The sequence below is a fragment of the Chryseobacterium sp. 7 genome (assembly GCF_003663845.1).
In the GTDB taxonomy this organism is placed as follows: Bacteria; Bacteroidota; Bacteroidia; order Flavobacteriales; family Weeksellaceae; genus Chryseobacterium.
The window spans coordinates 4,237,679-4,255,945 of the sequence record NZ_RCCA01000001.1; the positions used below are offsets into that span (position 1 = coordinate 4,237,679).

General features: G+C 39.4%; 12 protein-coding genes, 2 tRNA genes and 3 rRNA genes. 5 read left to right on the forward strand and 12 right to left on the reverse strand.

Going from position 1 to position 18,267, the window contains the following annotated elements; genetic code table 11:
* The first annotated feature begins 148 nt into the window (after window positions 1–148).
* From CLU97_RS19445 to CLU97_RS19465, 5 genes are all read left to right on the forward strand, one after another.
* Complete coding sequence (locus CLU97_RS19445; protein WP_121489395.1) at window positions 149–727, forward strand: hypothetical protein; 579 nt, start codon at window positions 149–151, stop codon at window positions 725–727.
* A 101-nt stretch (window positions 728–828) separates the two neighbouring features.
* Window positions 829–1,632, forward strand: a complete 804-nt coding sequence (locus tag CLU97_RS19450; RefSeq protein ID WP_228437814.1) for a WxL protein host-binding domain-containing protein — start codon at window positions 829–831, stop codon at window positions 1,630–1,632.
* Window positions 1,625–4,372, forward strand: coding sequence for a hypothetical protein (locus CLU97_RS19455; RefSeq protein ID WP_121489397.1), 2,748 nt, complete (start codon window positions 1,625–1,627; stop codon window positions 4,370–4,372). Before CLU97_RS19450 ends, CLU97_RS19455 begins: the two co-directional genes overlap by 8 nt.
* Window positions 4,369–4,893, forward strand: coding sequence for a hypothetical protein (locus CLU97_RS19460; protein WP_121489398.1), 525 nt, complete (start codon window positions 4,369–4,371; stop codon window positions 4,891–4,893). Before CLU97_RS19455 ends, CLU97_RS19460 begins: the two co-directional genes overlap by 4 nt.
* A 90-nt stretch (window positions 4,894–4,983) precedes the next feature.
* Entirely contained in the window at window positions 4,984–5,472 is a 489-nt protein-coding gene (locus tag CLU97_RS19465) for a hypothetical protein (RefSeq protein WP_121489399.1), read from the forward strand.
* 372 nt (window positions 5,473–5,844) lie between these two features.
* On the opposite strand, the gene rrf is transcribed toward CLU97_RS19465, so the two are convergent.
* The 12 genes from rrf to CLU97_RS19530 all read right to left on the reverse strand — a co-directional run bounded on the left by rrf (window position 5,845) and on the right by CLU97_RS19530 (window position 18,266).
* Window positions 5,845–5,952, reverse strand: a 5S ribosomal RNA gene (gene rrf, locus CLU97_RS19470).
* Window positions 5,953–6,124: 172 nt separating this feature from the next.
* Window positions 6,125–8,881: ribosomal RNA gene (locus CLU97_RS19475) — 23S ribosomal RNA — on the reverse strand.
* 153 nt (window positions 8,882–9,034) lie between these two features.
* Window positions 9,035–9,108, reverse strand: a tRNA-Ala gene (locus CLU97_RS19480).
* A gap of 96 nt (window positions 9,109–9,204) precedes the next feature.
* Window positions 9,205–9,278 (reverse strand) — tRNA-Ile (locus CLU97_RS19485).
* 287 nt (window positions 9,279–9,565) lie between these two features.
* Window positions 9,566–11,082: ribosomal RNA gene (locus tag CLU97_RS19490) — 16S ribosomal RNA — on the reverse strand.
* The 16S, 23S and 5S rRNA genes sit together here with 2 tRNA genes alongside, the layout of an rRNA operon.
* A gap of 583 nt (window positions 11,083–11,665) precedes the next feature.
* A complete protein-coding gene (locus CLU97_RS19500; protein ID WP_121489401.1) occupies window positions 11,666–12,346 on the reverse strand; it encodes a hypothetical protein in 681 nt (226 codons plus the stop codon).
* A gap of 7 nt (window positions 12,347–12,353) precedes the next feature.
* A complete protein-coding gene (rfbD, locus tag CLU97_RS19505; protein ID WP_121489402.1) occupies window positions 12,354–13,217 on the reverse strand; it encodes a dTDP-4-dehydrorhamnose reductase in 864 nt (287 codons plus the stop codon).
* Window positions 13,218–13,265: 48 nt separating this feature from the next.
* Window positions 13,266–13,751 (reverse strand): acyl-CoA thioesterase, encoded by a 486-nt coding sequence (locus tag CLU97_RS19510; RefSeq protein ID WP_121489403.1) that lies wholly within the window; start codon window positions 13,749–13,751, stop codon window positions 13,266–13,268.
* A 70-nt stretch (window positions 13,752–13,821) separates the two neighbouring features.
* Window positions 13,822–14,292: an OmpH family outer membrane protein gene (locus CLU97_RS19515; RefSeq protein WP_121489404.1), complete on the reverse strand. Its 471-nt coding sequence runs from the start codon at window positions 14,290–14,292 to the stop codon at window positions 13,822–13,824.
* A gap of 98 nt (window positions 14,293–14,390) precedes the next feature.
* Window positions 14,391–14,945 carry an OmpH family outer membrane protein gene (locus CLU97_RS19520; protein ID WP_121489799.1) on the reverse strand — a complete coding sequence of 185 codons (555 nt, stop codon included), beginning with the start codon at window positions 14,943–14,945 and terminating at the stop codon, window positions 14,391–14,393.
* Between the two features lie 8 nt (window positions 14,946–14,953).
* A complete protein-coding gene (bamA, locus tag CLU97_RS19525) occupies window positions 14,954–17,488 on the reverse strand; it encodes an outer membrane protein assembly factor BamA (RefSeq protein WP_121489405.1) in 2,535 nt (844 codons plus the stop codon).
* 28 nt (window positions 17,489–17,516) lie between these two features.
* Window positions 17,517–18,266 carry an isoprenyl transferase gene (locus CLU97_RS19530; RefSeq protein ID WP_121489406.1) on the reverse strand — a complete coding sequence of 250 codons (750 nt, stop codon included), beginning with the start codon at window positions 18,264–18,266 and terminating at the stop codon, window positions 17,517–17,519.
* Window position 18,267: the final 1 nt, after the last annotated feature.

An 18,267-nucleotide genomic window follows, 5' to 3' on the forward strand; every position in this document is an offset into this window, starting at 1 on the left:
GTGCAGGATTTTTTGACTTATTACATTATAGTATATTTCAACTATAATGCATTACATAATTGAAATAATCATTAATATAAAAATTATACTATATTATTTTCAAATTATACTGAATTTTATTATATTCACTCAACTAATTATCAGCATCATGAAAAAACTAAATTTAACTATTGCAATGTCTTTATTTGCGGTTGCTCTGTCCGGGAACCTGAGCGCGCAGGATACCAATACAGACAATCATACAGTCACTATTTCTATTCCCGAAGTTGCGTTGGTAGATATCGAGCCAGCTGCTACGAAAAATATTACACTTGGGTTCACGGCTCCTACAGAAGCAGGAAATCCTGTTACTCCAAGTGCTTCTAACACCACTTTGTGGCTCAATTATTCTTCTATTAAATCTGTTGCAGATCCTACACGTAATGTAAGTGTAAAAATGAACGCCATAGTTCCAGGAGTTGATCTTCACGTAACTGCAGCTGCAGCTACAGGCTCCGGAGCGGGTACATTAGGTACATCTGCAGGTCTGTTGACTTTAAGTGCTGCTGACCAGACTATCATTTCAGGTATAGGAAGTGCTTATACAGGAAATGGAGCTAACAACGGGCACAATCTTACCTATGCTCTTGCTGCAGGAAGTGGCCCCGGAGGAGTTGCAGCATATGCAGATTTACAGGCAACAGCCACTGTAGTAGCTACTGTTACTTATACGATATCAGACAATTAGAATTTAAATAAATTTCTAATTCGTATTTCAAAAACAAGAAGAAATTGTTATTCAGTTTCTTCCTGGTTTTGTATTATTAATGATTTAACACCAAACTTTACATGATGACAAAGCGTATTCTTCTTTTGATCACCCTGATTTTGCAGTTCAGCTTTTTACATGCCGGCATTGTGATTCTCAACGGGCTTACGCATTCTTATAAAATAGAAAACGGGAAAGTATACAAGGGAAAAGTTTCCATTGAAAACACGAGCAGCAATCCTCAAAGTGTAAAACTATTCTTACAGGATTTTGCTTACCATGCAGATGGAACCATTAATTATACAGCATTACGCACCAATAAACGCTCTAATGGAGAATGGATAAAGCTCAACACCAATCTGGTTACCCTTAAAGGCAAGGAAAAGACAGAGGTGCTTTATGAAATTACCATTCCTAATCAGGTAGTAGATCCCGGAAGCTATTGGAGTGTCATCATTGTAGAACCGGTAGAGGATATAAAACCCAGCGATAATAAACCGGGAGTGAGCATCACTTCTGTAATACGATATGCCATTCAGGTGATTACAGATTTTGAAGCAGAAAAAGCCAAACCGGACCTTAAGTTTGAAAGTGTAAAGGTAGAAAAGCAGGAAGGTAAACAAACAGCAAAGATAGCCATTGCCAATAACGGTAATCTTTATTGTAAACCCACAACAACCATTGAAATCTATAACCGTAAAACGGGTGAAAAAGTAGGAACTTATTCAAGTTTAACGATGGGGCTGTTGCCAGATACCTCCAAAACATTTTACATAGATATCAGCAAAATACCACCGGACAAATACAGAGCCGCCATAATAGCTACGGATGAAGAGGAGAATGCATTTGCACTCAATGTTGAATTAGAAGTAAAAAATGATTAGAACTTGGACTTTATTTATTATCATATTATTATTCCCGGCATTTATTTTTTCTCAACAGCAATCTACCCGATTGGCCAGTAAAAAAGATAGTTTAATGCCGGGAATGTCTACTTCTATTCCTTTTACATTAGAAAATAATTCGGCAGAAAGCAAAATGTATGACATTTCAGTTGCCACATCCAGTACTTCTATTACCCCTATTTTAGCAAAGGGAGAATTTCAGCTTGCTCCGCATGAGACATCTGCTTATCTGGTACCTCTGCGTATTGCTGCGGAAACCGCTCAGGGCAATTATTCTGTAACATTGAATATTACCGATCGTAGCAACGGAATATCCTTCGCAAAAATATCCAAAATAACCGTTTCAGGAAACAGAAGCCTTTCTGTCACAGTTCTTGATTCGCCAGAATTTGTAAGGGCTGGAGAAACGATCAGGGCTAGCTTTCTTTTAAAAAATAATGGCAATATAACGGAAGACATTTTTCTGGAAAGTAAAAATGCAGTTCTTGATGGTGATTTTTCAGTAGTATTAGAACCCAATGAGTCAAAAATAATCACAATCCACAAAATAACAAATCCTGAACTGAGCCAAAATGAATTTCAGAACCTTAATCTTTCTGTGTACTCAAAAGGTGGCAGTAAAGAAAATCAAAGTGTTTATGTAAGCACCCAGGTTATCTCTGTAAAACCTTCAGAAAATGACATTTACCACAGGCTTCCTGTTGCCGTTTCGCTGTCTTTCATAGGAATGAAGAATATGGGCGTTTACAATGACGGTTTTCAGGGAGAAATTTATGGTAAAGGAACCCTTGATAAAGACAATAAAAACCAGATTGAATTCCGGGCAGTTACACACAATCCCGTAGAATTAAACACATTCACCCAATATGAAGAATATTTTTTAAACTATAAACGTGATGATTTTTTCATTCATCTGGGTGATAAAACCTACTCTTCATCTTACTTAACGGAATTTGCAAGATACGGCCGCGGCGCAGAAATCCGGTATGATTTTAATAAAGTGAGTGTGGGCGGATTCTATAATCATCCAAGATTTTTCCGGGATATAAAGGATGAGTTTAATTTTTATTCCACTTTTAAAATCAGGAAACAGTCAGAAATTTCTGTAGGATATCTTTATAAAACGCCAAGAAAAGGAGAAGTCAGATATAGTGATGTAAGACTGGATTCTGATGCCCATCTTCCATACGCTAAGGGAAAATTCAAAATATCCGGAAACATTAATCTTTCCGGGGAAGTGGCATACAGTACAACTAAACAGACTGATGGGACAGCTTATATGCTGCAGGCTGATACTACTTTTGAAAAATTCAACGGAAGTTTAATGTATGTAAAAGCAAGCCCTGAATTTGCCGGATATTTCACAAATACCAATACCTTCAATGGAAATGTCTATTACAAAATTTCAAAAAAACTAGGTGCTTTTGTCAACTATACTCAGGATGTAAAAAATTTTCAGAGAGACACACTGTTTTTAGCTGCTCCGTACAGGCAGTATTTCCAGTATGGATTGCAGTATAAATACCTGTCCAATGGCTCTGTTATCCTTAATAATGGCTATCAAAAATATCAGGACCGCCTGGAACCCAAACAGTTTGATTATTATGAGCGTTTTTTTAAAGTGAGCATTGATCAAAAGATCGGGATGTTTCAGGTAAACTTAGAAGGGCAGTTTGGTAAGACAGACAATTATCTGATTGGGTTTAGCGGTAATTCAAGCTTCTATTCTGCCAATCTTTCATTTGAAAAGTTCAGAACATCTTTTAATGTATTCGGAAGTTATGCCATCAGCTCAAGATACCAGCTGCTGAATCAGAAACAGCTTTATTACGGAGCAAGAATTTACAGCAGGTTTTCGGATAAAACTTCTTTAAGTATTTTTTATCAGAACAATTATATGCCTGAAGAATATTTTAAAGACAGAAATTTGTTTGAACTTCTCTTTCATCAACAGCTATTTCCCGGAAATGAACTGGATCTTTCCGGAAGATATTCATTACAAAGAGGAGAAATTGGAGATAAAGATTTTATATTTTCTATGCGGTATACCTGGCGTCCCAACGTTCCGGTACAGAAAACAGCAGAATATATTTCTTTATCCGGAAACGTTAGTAATCTTGGGATAAAAAAGACTGAAGGAATAAGATTAATGCTGGGCAGCTATCTTTCAATCACCGATAAAGAGGGTAATTATGTATTCAAAAATGTGATCCCGGGAAATTATTTCCTGGAAATAGACCGTTCAACAACAGATATTAATGATATTTCTACTTTAACTTTTCCCGCAGCGCTTTCTCTTAGCAATAAAGAAAATATTTTTAATTTCGGATTAACCACTGCGGCTAATGTCAAAGGACATATCCAATTTCTCGAAACAGAAAATAAAAATCAACCGGGAATTCCTGAACCTTTAGTTCAAAAAAAGAAAAAGGAAAGTATTATTATAGAAGCGACAAGCAAGGATCAAACCTATCGAAAAATCTGTTTTATAGGAGAGGATTTTGATTTCACTTACCTCAGGCCGGGAGACTGGACTGTAAAAGTTTATCGTAATGGTCTTGATAAACGCTACAAGGTTTCCAACGATAAATTTCAGTTTACGCTACAGCCTTCGGAAACGAAAAAAATAAGCATCAGTGTTGTTAAGCAGCAGATAGAAATAAAATACCAGCAGGAATCCTTAAAAGTGGGATATAATGAAATAAAAAAGAAAAAATGATTTTGATCCGTTCCATATTGTTATTAGCATTTCTTGTTCTGTCTGGATTATTTTACTCCCAGACCAATGTAACGATGACACTACCTGTTGTAACTTTAATGGATATTGAGCCTACAGGAAGCTTTGCACTCAATTTTACCGCTCCTACTGAAGCTGGGAATGCTATTGGTAACCCTACACCTAATACCTCTAAACGGATCAATTATACTTCTGCTATTGCTCCCGGCGGTCTTACCAGAAGAATTACAGCGTCTGTGAATAAAGTCATCGCAGGAGTTAATATAAGAGTACAAGCAGCAGCAGCTACCGGAGCTGGAGGAGGAACATTGGGAGCTTCCGCTGGGATCATTACCCTATCTACTACTGCCACAACTATTATCAGTGGAATTGGAGGTGCCTATACAGGAAATGGCTCAAGTAACGGTCATCTGCTTACTGTTTCATTAACGACGAATACTTATGCTAATTTAGTTGCACAAGCTAATACAGCTGTCGTCATTACCTACACCATCACAGAATAAAATTGAAAAATGAAAACCAACATCCGCTTTTTCAAAGAAATCTATTTTAAGATATATCTATCTCTTATCCTTATAATTGTCACTAGTTATATGAAAGGGCAAACCATAACTGTAGGAGGAAGTAACTGGGCTGTGGCTGTACCTACTATCACCGAAGCCGGAACAAACTATGCCGGAACTTATGAAAGTGCTACCAATTTATATACACTATCCGGAACATTACCGGGATCTTTTCTAAATCTTCTTTCAAGTGGTGCCGCCAGAATAAGCGTACATCACACCCCAACCACATGGAATAGTAATCTGCATCTCTATACTAAAAGAAGTGGCGGAACAACCTCTATCAGTGGTCTCTGCCTCGGCTGTACTGCAACCATCAATGGAGGGACTACCTACGTGGAAATACCACAAGCCGTGGCCACTGCATTTTTTACCATCAACTTTTCCGGAATTTTAGGACTGGGGAACAGTGTAACGTTCTCAGGTATTAATGGACAAGTTCAGATAAGTGGTGTTTCTGTAATCATTCCCGCAACAAATTACGCTACCCAAATTGTTTTCACAATAGGACCGAATTGAATCTGGAATTCCAGTTTCGAGGTATATTGATTTTTGTTTAGACTCCCTAGAGAGTGGATAAAAAAGTGTAATAATGGCAAAGTAAAGGCTGTAAAAACTATTACCAGAGATAAAGTATTGAGGAAAGGGTAAATTAGGAAGCCGGGAGCTGGAAGGAAAGCAAGAGAGAAAAATAAAAGTTGGGGATTTTTTTGTTGGTGTTTAATAACAACGATTACTCATTGCCTATTATTCATTACCTATAAGCTAATCCTCTCTAACTGCTGCCTGTTTACCTGGTGTTGGGATAGTAACAGTTGCAATATCACCTCATATGTATAAAACAAAAAAACCTTTATCGCAATGATAAAGGTTTTTTAAAAATAAAATAAAAACTGGCGGCGGCCTACTCTCCCGCGTTAGCAGTACCATCGGCGCTGGTGGGCTTAACTTCTGTGTTCGGAATGGGAACAGGTGAGCCCCACCGCTAAAACCACCCTAAAGAAGGTATATAAGGTTCAGTTGGAAGATCCTAGGGAAGAGGTAATAGCTGTTTCAACTGCTACCTGATACCTTGTATCTGTCATCTGATACCTGTTTTAATCGATAAAAACTTTCACAAAGACAAAACCTTCAATGCACATAAAGCACCTGGTTTATATTAGTAACCATAGACTATAAATCTACGGGTAATTAGTACTACTTGGCTATGACATTACTGTCTTTACACCTATAGCCTATCAACGTCGTCATCTACAACGACCCTTAAAAGATGTCTCATCTTGAGGCGAGTTTCGCACTTATATGCTTTCAGTGCTTATCTCTTCCAAACGTAGCTACTCAGCGGTGCACCTGGCGGTACAACTGATACACCAGAGGTTTGTTCAATTCGGTCCTCTCGTACTAGAATCAAGCCCTCTCAAACATCTAACGCCCGCAATAGATAGAGACCGAACTGTCTCACGACGTTCTGAACCCAGCTCGCGTGCCACTTTAATGGGCGAACAGCCCAACCCTTGGGACCTTCTCCAGCCCCAGGATGTGACGAGCCGACATCGAGGTGCCGAACCTCCCCGTCGATGTGAGCTCTTGGGGGAGACTAGCCTGTTATCCCCGGAGTACCTTTTATCCTATGAGCGATGGCCCTTCCATACGGAACCACCGGATCACTATGTCCTGCTTTCGCACCTGATCGACTTGTTGGTCTCACAGTCAAGCACCCTTATGCCATTACACTCTACGCACGGTTACCAAGCGTGCTGAGGGTACCTTTGAAAGCCTCCGTTACTCTTTTGGAGGCGACCACCCCAGTCAAACTACCCACCACGCAATGTCCTTCTTAAAGAAGTTAGGCTCCAAGTAAGTAAAGGGTGGTATTTCAACGTTGGCTCCACAAACACTAGCGTGCCTGCTTCAAAGCCTCCCACCTATCCTACACATTACTTACTCAAAGTCAATACGAAGTTATAGTAAAGGTTCACAGGGTCTTTTCGTCCCATTGCGGGTAATCGGCATCTTCACCGATACTACAATTTCACCGAGCTCGTGGCTGAGACAGTGCCCAGATCGTTACACCATTCGTGCAGGTCGGAACTTACCCGACAAGGAATTTCGCTACCTTAGGACCGTTATAGTTACGGCCGCCGTTTACTGGGGCTTCAGTTAATGCCTTCGGTTTAACCCTAAGCACCTTCCTTAACCTTCCAGCACCGGGCAGGTGTCAGACCCTATACAGCATCTTTCGATTTAGCAGAGTCCTGTGTTTTTGATAAACAGTCGCCTGGGCCTCTTCACTGCGGCCACCATTGCTGATGGCGTCTCTTCTTCCGAAGTTACGAGACTATTTTGCCTAGTTCCTTAGCCACGACTCACTCGAGCACCTTAGGATTCTCTCCTCGACCACCTGTGTCGGTTTTGGTACGGGTTGCTTCACTTCGGCTTTTCTTGGATCAGATTACACTGCAGCAGCTTCGCCCGAAGGCTAGGCCTTGACTATTCCGTCAGTCTCCAGCAGCTACATCCAACCGTCCCCTTTATTCGTGAGCAAGTATGGGAATATTAACCCATTGTCCATCCACTACCCCTTTCGGGTTCGCGTTAGGTCCCGACTAACCCTCAGCTGATTAGCATGGCTGAGGAAGCCTTGGTCTTTCGGTGAGCAGGTTTCTCGCCTGCTTTATCGTTACTTATGCCTACATTTTCTTTTCTATCCGCTCCACAATACCTCACAGTACTGCTTCGGCGCAAATAGAATGCTCTCCTACCAGATATATCTAAAATATAAATCCATAGCTTCGGTAATATGTTTATGCCCGATTATTATCCATGCCGGACCGCTCGACTAGTGAGCTGTTACGCACTCTTTAAATGAATGGCTGCTTCCAAGCCAACATCCTAGCTGTCAATGCAGTCCAACCGCGTTGCTTCAACTTAACATATATTTTGGGACCTTAGCTGTTGGTCTGGGTTCTTTCCCTCTCGGACATGGACCTTAGCACCCATGCCCTCACTGCCGACGAACATTTATTAGCATTCGGAGTTTGTCAGGAATTGGTAGGTGGTGAAACCCCCGCATCCAATCAGTAGCTCTACCTCTAATAAACTTAACATCGACGCTGCACCTAAATGCATTTCGGAGAGTACGAGCTATCTCCCAGTTTGATTGGCCTTTCACCCCTACCCACAGGTCATCCGAAGACTTTTCAACGTCAACCGGTTCGGTCCTCCACTCTGTGTTACCAGAGCTTCAACCTGCCCATGGGTAGATCACAAGGTTTCGCGTCTAATCCTACTAACTATGCGCCCTATTCAGACTCGCTTTCGCTCCGGCTCCGGTACTTAATACCTTAACCTCGCTAGTAAAATTAACTCGTAGGCTCATTATGCAAAAGGCACGCCGTCACAGCTTAATGCTGCTCCGACCGCTTGTAGGCGTACGGTTTCAGGTTCTATTTCACCCTTCTATTCGAAGTGCTTTTCACCTTTCCTTCACAGTACTTGTTCACTATCGGTCTTTCAGGAGTATTTAGCCTTGGAGGATGGTCCCCCCATATTCAGACAGGATTTCACGTGTCCCGCCCTACTCATTTATCACTCAAATATGCCTTTCATATACGGGGCTATCACCCTCTATGGCTGTTCTTTCCAGAACATTCTATTAAACATATATTAGCTTTTGGGCTAATCCGCTTTCGCTCGCCACTACTTACGGAATCTCTTCGATTTCTTTTCCTCCGGGTACTTAGATGTTTCAGTTCTCCGGGTTTGCTCCTCCTAAGAGGTAATACATCTTCAATGTATTGGGTTGCCCCATTCGGACATCTGCGGATCAATTCGTGTGTGCCAATCCCCGCAGCTTTTCGCAGCTTACCACGTCCTTCTTCGCCTCTGAAAGCCTAGGCATCCGCCATACGCCCTTAACGATTTCTTTCCTATTGGTTACTCAAGCGCTTTATGCGCTCGGTTTTCTCTTTGTGATGTCTTTACCGTTAATGTCAATGATCTTTAATTCTTCTTTTCCGACTGATGAACAGATGTTGTTTTTGGCTCCATCCGTAACTTTTAAATCAATCTTCCAAAACTGTGGAGAATAAGGGAGTCGAACCCTTGACCTCCTGCGTGCAAGGCAGGCGCTCTAGCCAGCTGAGCTAATTCCCCGCTAGTAGACTAAGAGATTCAAGATGCTAGATTCAAGACTTTTTACTTGGTAGTCTTGGCTCTTGGCTCTTTTATCTTCCCGTCTTTTTCAATTAGTAGTCTCGGGCAGGCTCGAACTGCCGACCTCTACATTATCAGTGTAGCGCTCTAACCAGCTGAGCTACGAGACTGTCTGTTTAGACTTATAGATCCTAGATGCTAGATACAAAACTTTCATTCGTCTTGGTTCTTGGCTCTGGGCTCTTGTATCTCTTCCCTATACTAATTTCTAGTGGGTTTTATTTTTTTATATATCTATAAGTAATGGGTAATGAGTAATTTTTTAAGATCCAATTACTTGGCTCTTTTCACTTTTACCTTTTTACTTATAAACCAACCAAACAAAAAACTAAAGCTATACTTTAAGTAAGTATATGTACTTGCGTACTGATTTTGTTTAACGTCATGAGACGCTCTAAAATGAGATGTTCCAGCCGCACCTTCCGGTACGGCTACCTTGTTACGACTTAGCCCTAGTTACCTGTTTTACCCTAGGCAGCTCCTGTTACGGTCACCGACTTCAGGTACCCCAGACTTCCATGGCTTGACGGGCGGTGTGTACAAGGCCCGGGAACGTATTCACCGCGCCATGGCTGATGCGCGATTACTAGCGATTCCAGCTTCATAGAGTCGAGTTGCAGACTCCAATCCGAACTGAGACCGGCTTTCGAGATTTGCATCACATCGCTGTGTAGCTGCCCTCTGTACCGGCCATTGTATTACGTGTGTGGCCCAAGGCGTAAGGGCCGTGATGATTTGACGTCATCCCCACCTTCCTCTCTACTTGCGTAGGCAGTCTCACTAGAGTCCCCAACTTAATGATGGCAACTAGTGACAGGGGTTGCGCTCGTTGCAGGACTTAACCTAACACCTCACGGCACGAGCTGACGACAACCATGCAGCACCTTGAAAAATGTCCGAAGAAAAGTCTATTTCTAAACCTGTCATTTCCCATTTAAGCCTTGGTAAGGTTCCTCGCGTATCATCGAATTAAACCACATAATCCACCGCTTGTGCGGGCCCCCGTCAATTCCTTTGAGTTTCATTCTTGCGAACGTACTCCCCAGGTGGCTAACTTATCACTTTCGCTTAGTCTCTGAATCCGAAAATCCAAAAACGAGTTAGCATCGTTTACGGCGTGGACTACCAGGGTATCTAATCCTGTTCGCTCCCCACGCTTTCGTCCATCAGCGTCAGTTGTTGCTTAGTAACCTGCCTTCGCAATTGGTGTTCTAAGTAATATCTATGCATTTCACCGCTACACTACTTATTCCAGCTACTTCAACAACACTCAAGACCTGCAGTATCAATGGCAGTTTCACAGTTAAGCTGTGAGATTTCACCACTGACTTACAGATCCGCCTACGGACCCTTTAAACCCAATAAATCCGGATAACGCTTGCACCCTCCGTATTACCGCGGCTGCTGGCACGGAGTTAGCCGGTGCTTATTCGTATAGTACCTTCAGCTACCCTCACGAGGGTAGGTTTATCCCTATACAAAAGAAGTTTACAACCCATAGGGCCGTCGTCCTTCACGCGGGATGGCTGGATCAGGCTCGCACCCATTGTCCAATATTCCTCACTGCTGCCTCCCGTAGGAGTCTGGTCCGTGTCTCAGTACCAGTGTGGGGGATCACCCTCTCAGGCCCCCTAAAGATCGCAGACTTGGTGAGCCGTTACCTCACCAACTATCTAATCTTGCGCGTGCCCATCTCTATCCACCGGAGTTTTCAATTTAAAATGATGCCATTCTAAATATTATGGGGTATTAATCTTCCTTTCGAAAGGCTATCCCCCTGATAAAGGCAGGTTGCACACGTGTTCCGCACCCGTACGCCGCTCTCAAGTTTCCGAAGAAACTCTACCGCTCGGCTTGCATGTGTTAGGCCTCCCGCTAGCGTTCATCCTGAGCCAGGATCAAACTCTCCATTGTATGTTTGTCTGACTCACTCAAAGTTTTTAACGCTTTAGTTTTTCCTTACTTGGTTGTTATATTGTATGTCAATGATCTTTTCTTCTTCCGCTTTGTAACGAAGCAATCTCTCTGTCAGTGTCGCTCCGTATTTGCGAGTGCAAAAGTAAAACTTTATTTCGTAATGACCAAATGTTTTGAAAGAAAATTTTAAAGTTTTTTTAGTAACCTTAATCCCTCTCATAACCTCAATCCCTTCACTCCTGCGCTCCCTCTAATTGGGACTGCAAAGATACAAACTCTTTTTTAACTGGCAACTTTTTTTTGAAAAATTTTCAAGTTTTTTTTCGTCTGATTCTTTTGGAAGTAATACTGTTTTTGCTTATCTAAAAGCTCTTCTGCGCTACCGAATCTCTTTCGTTTTTCAGTGGGGCAAAGATAGAAACTTACCACACACCAAGCAACTTTATTTAACATAAATTTCACCTTCCCGTAATATTTAACCCTAAGACGCTGGAACGCAGAGAGAAAAATTTTAAACAAAAATCTCTAAATTCGAATTTATATAAACAAGAATAAGAAATATGCTTATTATAGCTTGTTTCTAGTGTTTGCTTTCTGTATAGATAGCCCTCAAGAATTCTGCATATGACTTTTCAAGGCCAATAATATCTCCAGATTTAAGGTTTAAACCTCCTACTCCTGAGTTATCCGGCTTCACTTTTAAAGATGAAATCTGGAAATAAGCATTATCATCGTTAGGTTTTGGCTGAATTTTCACGGTAGAGCCTAAAAGTTTCTTAGTAGAAATAGTATAAACTTCACCTGGAATGACTTTCAATTTTAAAAATGATCTTGGAGAAATAATATAGTCTTTACGGTTGATGCTTATTTTCTGATCTTTTTCAGAGGATGCAAATATATACATCTCTCCGTGCTGAGCAGGTAATTTTTCTTTAGGTGTATAATATAATGCTATCTTATAATTGGCAGTATTGAAAGGCTGGGGAGATCCGTCCACATTTTCAAAAGGTTTTAATTGAAATGTATTGGCACCAATCTCTTTTGCTTTTTTATGTACTAAAGAAAATATAAGTGCATCATCTTTTGAAAATCCCTGAACTTCTACTTCTCCTAAATAAATGGCATCTGCTATGGCTTCTTCTTTTTTATACAAGAATTTGTCTGTATTATCATTTGTTTTCTCAACTTTTGTAAGATAAACATTCTGTGCACTCCAAAGCTGGATACATAATACGGAAAAGATGATTGCAATATTCTTCATATATATATTATTGTTGTGAAAGTATATCAACGCATTCTTCCAGGCTATTTTCCCAATGTTTAGGTTCTATTTTATAAGCTTCTTCTATTTTATCCAGAGACATTGTACTTCTCACAGGTCTTTTGGCTGGAGTTGGATACTGTTCTGTAGTTAATGGATTTAATTTTACTGATGATTTTGAAAATTCAGCAATTTTTTTAGCAAATTCGAACCAGGTTGTTTCCGGATAATTTGAGAAGTGGAAAATCCCGTAGGTTTTCTGCGGGGCTTCAATGATGTTCATGATAGCTTCTACCAAATCATTTGCATTGGTTGGCTGCCCGAACTGATCGGCAACAATTCCTAATTCTTTTTTCTGCGAGAACAGATTCAGCATTGTTTTCACAAAGTTTTTATTAAACTCAGAATATAGCCATGAGGTTCTCAGGATAATTGTTTTAGGATTAATTTCCAGTGCCAGCTCTTCTCCTTTTCTTTTTGATTCTCCATATACTCCTATCGGGTTGGTAAAATCATCTTCTGAATAAGGAAGGTTTGTAGTTCCGTCAAAAACATAGTCTGTTGAAACATGAATCAGGGTAGCATTGTAATCTGCACAGGCTTGAGCAAGGTGAGCTACACCTTCTGCATTAACTGCAAAAGCTTTCTCTTTTTCAGTTTCTGCCAGATCTACTGCGGTGTATGCTGAAGCATTGATGCAGTAATCAGGTTTATTATCATAAAAGAAATCGTTCACCAGATCTTCATTGGTAATATCTAAGGTAGATGAGTCTGTAAACAGGAACTCATATTGATTTTCAAAGTCAGGAGCTATTTTTCTGATGCAGTTTCCCAATTGTCCGTTGCTTCCTATTACTGCTATTTTTTTCATTTCTATCTTATTATTTTTTTAAACTTGGAATATTATAAAGATTGCTGTTTAAGAGTTCCTGGCATTTTGACTTCTTAAAAACTTTACTCTTGACTGGAAATCCTTCTGGATCAAATCTACATAAAACTTATCGAAAATTTCTTTGACATCTTCAGGATGCACTTCTGATTTTCTTGTTTTAACGTTGAAATAAATAACGGTTACCCAAAGTACGGCATGAATTGTTTTTTCGTCTAGGCTTTTCATCAGGATTTCAACTTTTGCTGTTCTGTCCTGAACTTCGATGGTTTTGCTGCTGATTACGACCTGAGTGTTATATCTTACTTCTTTCAGGTAAGCTATTTCATTTTGAATGGCAATCCATGTACAGCCGGTTTTCTTGGTATATTCTTCATAGGTAAATCCATAGAATGTTTCTACATGATCTTCTCTGGCATTGAACATATAATCAAGATATTTTACATTATTCAAATGTCCGATTGGATCGCAGTCACTAAACCTAACTTTTACCGTAGTTGATACTTCTTTTTCCATTCTGCAAAAATAAAAAAACCACCTCTAATAGAGATGGTTAGTTTTATAAATCTTTCTTAATTTGCTGAAATTATTGAACTCCTAGTTCTTTTTTCACAGCTGCAGTAGCATCTGGTCCTGCTTTATAAAGGAATGCAGTTGAGTTAGCATCCATAATATAGTCATATCCGTTAGCTTTAGCTACTTTTTCTACTGCGTCGTTCAGTTTTTTCTCAACTGGTCCGAAAGCTACGTCTTGCTTAGCCTGTAGATCTTTTTGAGCTTTGTCCTGCATTTGCTGGATTTCTTCAGCTAATTTTTTCATTTCCGCTTCTCTTGCTGCGTTTTCGTCAGCTGTTTTTTTCGGAGCTTCTGTTTGGTATTGCTGATATTTAGTTTGAGCTGCGTCTGCTTTTTTCTTAATCTCAGCTTGTTTAGTATCTAAGAATGTTTTTAGATCAGCATCTGCTTTCTTTTTCTCCGGCATAGCGTTAAGAACTCCCATTACATCTAAAGTAGCAATTTTTTGAGCTTTTGCCATACCTACAGATACAACCATCATTACTGCTGCAAATAATACACTTAATTTTTCATAACTGGTAAATAAATAATTTAATTTGTTTTTAGATTTTAAAATATAGCAAAAGTTAATTTTATAATTTATTTTTTGCCTTTGCTAGTTGTTTTTTCTTTCTTGTCTGTTCCTTTTAACAGAATAGACAATACTTTTTCGGTGTAATCATATTTTGATTGAAGAAAAATAACACTAATGTTATTGCTTTTATCAAGAACTATGCCCAATCCATTTTTTTCGGACATTGTTTTGATGGCTCCCCAGATCTGATCCTGAAAAGGTAAAACTAGATTTGTTCTCAGTTTGGTAATTTCACCGTTAGCTCCAAAACGTAAGCTAGTGGTTGTTTTAATATTTTTATCAAGGTCTACAACTTCTTTTTCTCTTAATTTAAGCTGATCTCCTATCAATAATACTTTTTCACTTTCGAAAGCCGCTTTTTTTCTTTCATATTCAGACTGAAGGTTCTGCAGTTCAGATTCCCAGGTATCAATCTGAGAATTCAGTCTTGCTTCTGCTTCTTTATACTGAGGTAATTTATTTAAAATTTCATTAGTATCCACAACTCCTATTTTCTGGGCATTGCTGAATCCAAAAAGCAAAAGTAATGCGAATGTGAAAGTTATTTTAAAGTGCTTCATATTTGTAATTATAATGTTTGGTTCATCAAGAAGTGGTTTTTCCATCCAGACTTATCTCCTGATAGCGTCTTATCAAGACCTAGTGCAAAGTCAAATCCGATCAATCCAAATGCTCCCATGTATACTCTTACTCCTATACCTACAGATCTTTTCAACTGGAATGGGCTGTAAGAACTCCATGAGTTCCATACGTTACCTCCTTCAGCAAAAGTCAATGCGTAGATTTTTGCAGTCTGGCTCATTGAGATCGGGTATCTTAATTCTAAAGTAAATCTGTTATAGATTGTACCTCCTCCTGTCTGAGTAATATCATCCGGCTGCCCTCCTTCCGTACTTGCATTTTCATACCCTCTTAAAGGAATTAGTTCTCTACCGTCATATCTACCTCCGAAAAGACCTGTACCTCCCATGTAGAATCTTTCAAATGGCGGAGCTCCTAACTGGCCGTTATATCCATCCATGAATCCCATTTCTGCAGAAGATCTTAAGACAAGTTTTCCAATGATTTCATTATAAACATCTGCTTTAAACTTGATCTTATAGAATTCCATCCACTTATACTTGTCAATAGCTGACATTGTAGAGTAATCTTTCTTTTTAAACAAAGAGTATGGAGGAGTCAGTTTTGCCGAAAGTTCAATATTGGACCCTTGTGTTGGGAAAATTGGGTCAATACCTGCTGAGTTTCTGCTCAATCCTAAATTTACGCTGAAGTTATTAGCTGTACCATAGCTCTCTGTAGTATTTCCAAACTGGAAAGGATAGTTATTGAAGTCATACTTCTGGAACTGTAATCCAGTGTAAAGTGAGAAATAATCATCCGGCCAGTTTAACAGTCTGTTTAACCCTACTGAAGCGGAGAAGATATTAAGCTTCTGAGCTGCTCCGTATTGGTCTGTATATCTTACTCTGGAGTTATTTAAACTTACAGAAAGGGCAGTTGGTTTGGTACCAAATAACCAAGGCTCTGTAAATGATACTCCGTAGTTCTGGAAGTACTGTCCTGCCTGCACCTGAATAGAGAAGGTCTGCCCGTCTCCCTGAGGTACCGGTTTGAAGTCTTTAAACTTAAGGAAATTCTTTAATGAGAAGTTATTAAACGTTAATCCTAATGTACCGATGAAGCTATTACCACCGTAACCTGCCTGCAACTGTACCTGAGAAGATCCTTTTTCTACAAGCTTCCAGTTAACATCTACGGTATTGTCTACCTGATTAGGCTGGATATCCTGACCGATCTGCTGAGGGTCAAAGAATGACATCCCTGCTAAATCGAAGTAAGTTCTTTTAATTTCCGTTTTCTTGAAAAGTTCTCCCGGTTTTGTTCTCAATGCTCTAAGAATAACGTGGTCATGGGTTGTAGTATTCCCCTGCCATGTTACTTTGTTCCATGTAGCCTGCTCTCCTTCATTAATTCTCACTTCAAGGTTTACTGCATCTCCGGATACTGATTTTTCAACCGGTGTAACATTGGAGAAAAGGTAACCATTGTTCATGTAAACAGATTTGATATCTGAGTCATCTTCTTTACCTCCGTCTTCTCCAACTTTTTTGTTGAATCCTACTGCATCGTAAATATCTCCTTTCTTATATCCTAATAATCTCTGTAAATATTCTGTAGAGTATACGGTATTCCCCGTGAACGTAACGTCCCCGATGTAATATTTCTTACCCTCGTTAAGCTTTACATTGATTTCGTAGTTATTTCTTTTATTTCTCCACACAGAATCTGAAACAATTTTCGCGTCTCTATATCCCAGGGAGTTATAATAACTGATAAGGCTTTGCTTATCTTCCTGATATTTATCTTCAATGAATTTTGAGGATTTCAAAATACCACCAATACCGAAACGTTTTTGTTTTGTTTCTTTGAAAGCTTTATTTCTAAGCTTGCTGTCGGTTACATTTTGGTTTCCTTCAAATTCAATATGATCAATTTTAATTCTTTTACCCTTGTCTACATTAATCGTCCAGTCTACCAAAGCAGGGTCTCCTGCATTTACTTTATCCTGAATTGTAATCTTAGCATCAGCAAAACCTTTTTTAATGTAATCTTTAGGGACATTAGTTTTAAGGCTTGAAACAAGGTTCTGTGTAATTTTAGTTCCCGGTTTAAGGTTGTTATCCTTTGCCAGCTTTTCGCTTTTAGATTTACCAATTCCTTTTCCGGCAAATTTTACTTCTCCAAGTTCCTTCAGATCCTGTAGGTAAAACTTCAGAACGATTGTCTGTCCTTCAATGCTTTGAACGTAAACTTCCACTTCAGAAAAAGATTGGGTATCCCAAAGTTTTTTTACAGCATTGCTGATTTTCTGTCCCGGAATGTCTACACTTTCTCCTTTTGTAAGACCTGTAAACCTTAAAATCTGAGCTGGTGTATATTTTTTTACCCCATCTACAACGATGTCTTTAAGTGTATAAGTTCCTGCCTCATTTTCTGCATGTACAGCATTATTTACTTTTGTGCTGTCTTGTGGAGTTACTTGTCCATAAAAATGTGCAGAAGCAGCAAACATAATGATGGGTAATAGTCTAAACTTCATTTTATCGAGTCTTTCTTTTCTTAAAATTTTATTGGCCTTTTACTTGCTCTCCGGTTAAACCGTATCTTCTTTCCTTATTTTGATAATCAACAATACATTGGAAGAAAATATCTTTGGTAAAATCCGGCCATAGAACATTTAAAAACTGTAATTCAGCATAAGCAATCTGCCAAAGCAGGAAGTTGCTTATTCTGATTTCACCGCTGGTTCTGATCAGTAAATCTACAGGAGGAAAATCTTTTGTATAAAGATAGTTTTCAAATAAACTTTCGTTAATATTCTCTATTTCTACTTTTCCTTCTTTTACATCAGAACTTATATTTTTAACGGCTTCCAGTATTTCATTTTGTGAGCCATAGCTTATCGCCAATACAAGGTTTCCTTTTGTGTTTTCTTTTGTAAGTTCTACCACACGTTCCAACTGCTCTTTTACTAAAGTGGGCAGTTTTTCAAGGTTCCCTATTACATGCATTCTTAATCCTTTGCTGAAGATCTCTTCTGCTTCCAGCAGTAAGGTTTCTACCAACAGGTTCATAAGGGTATTCACTTCTTCAGTCGGACGGCTCCAATTTTCCGAAGAGAATGTATAAAGGGTTAAATAAGGGATATTAATCTCATTACACGCATTAATAGCATTTCTTACTGCATTAATGGCATTTTTGTGACCGAAAGTTCTTTCTTCGCCACGAGATTTAGCCCATCTTCCATTACCATCCATAATAATGGCTACGTGTTTTGGTAAATTCTCAGAATTTATTTTATCTTTAATCAACGACATA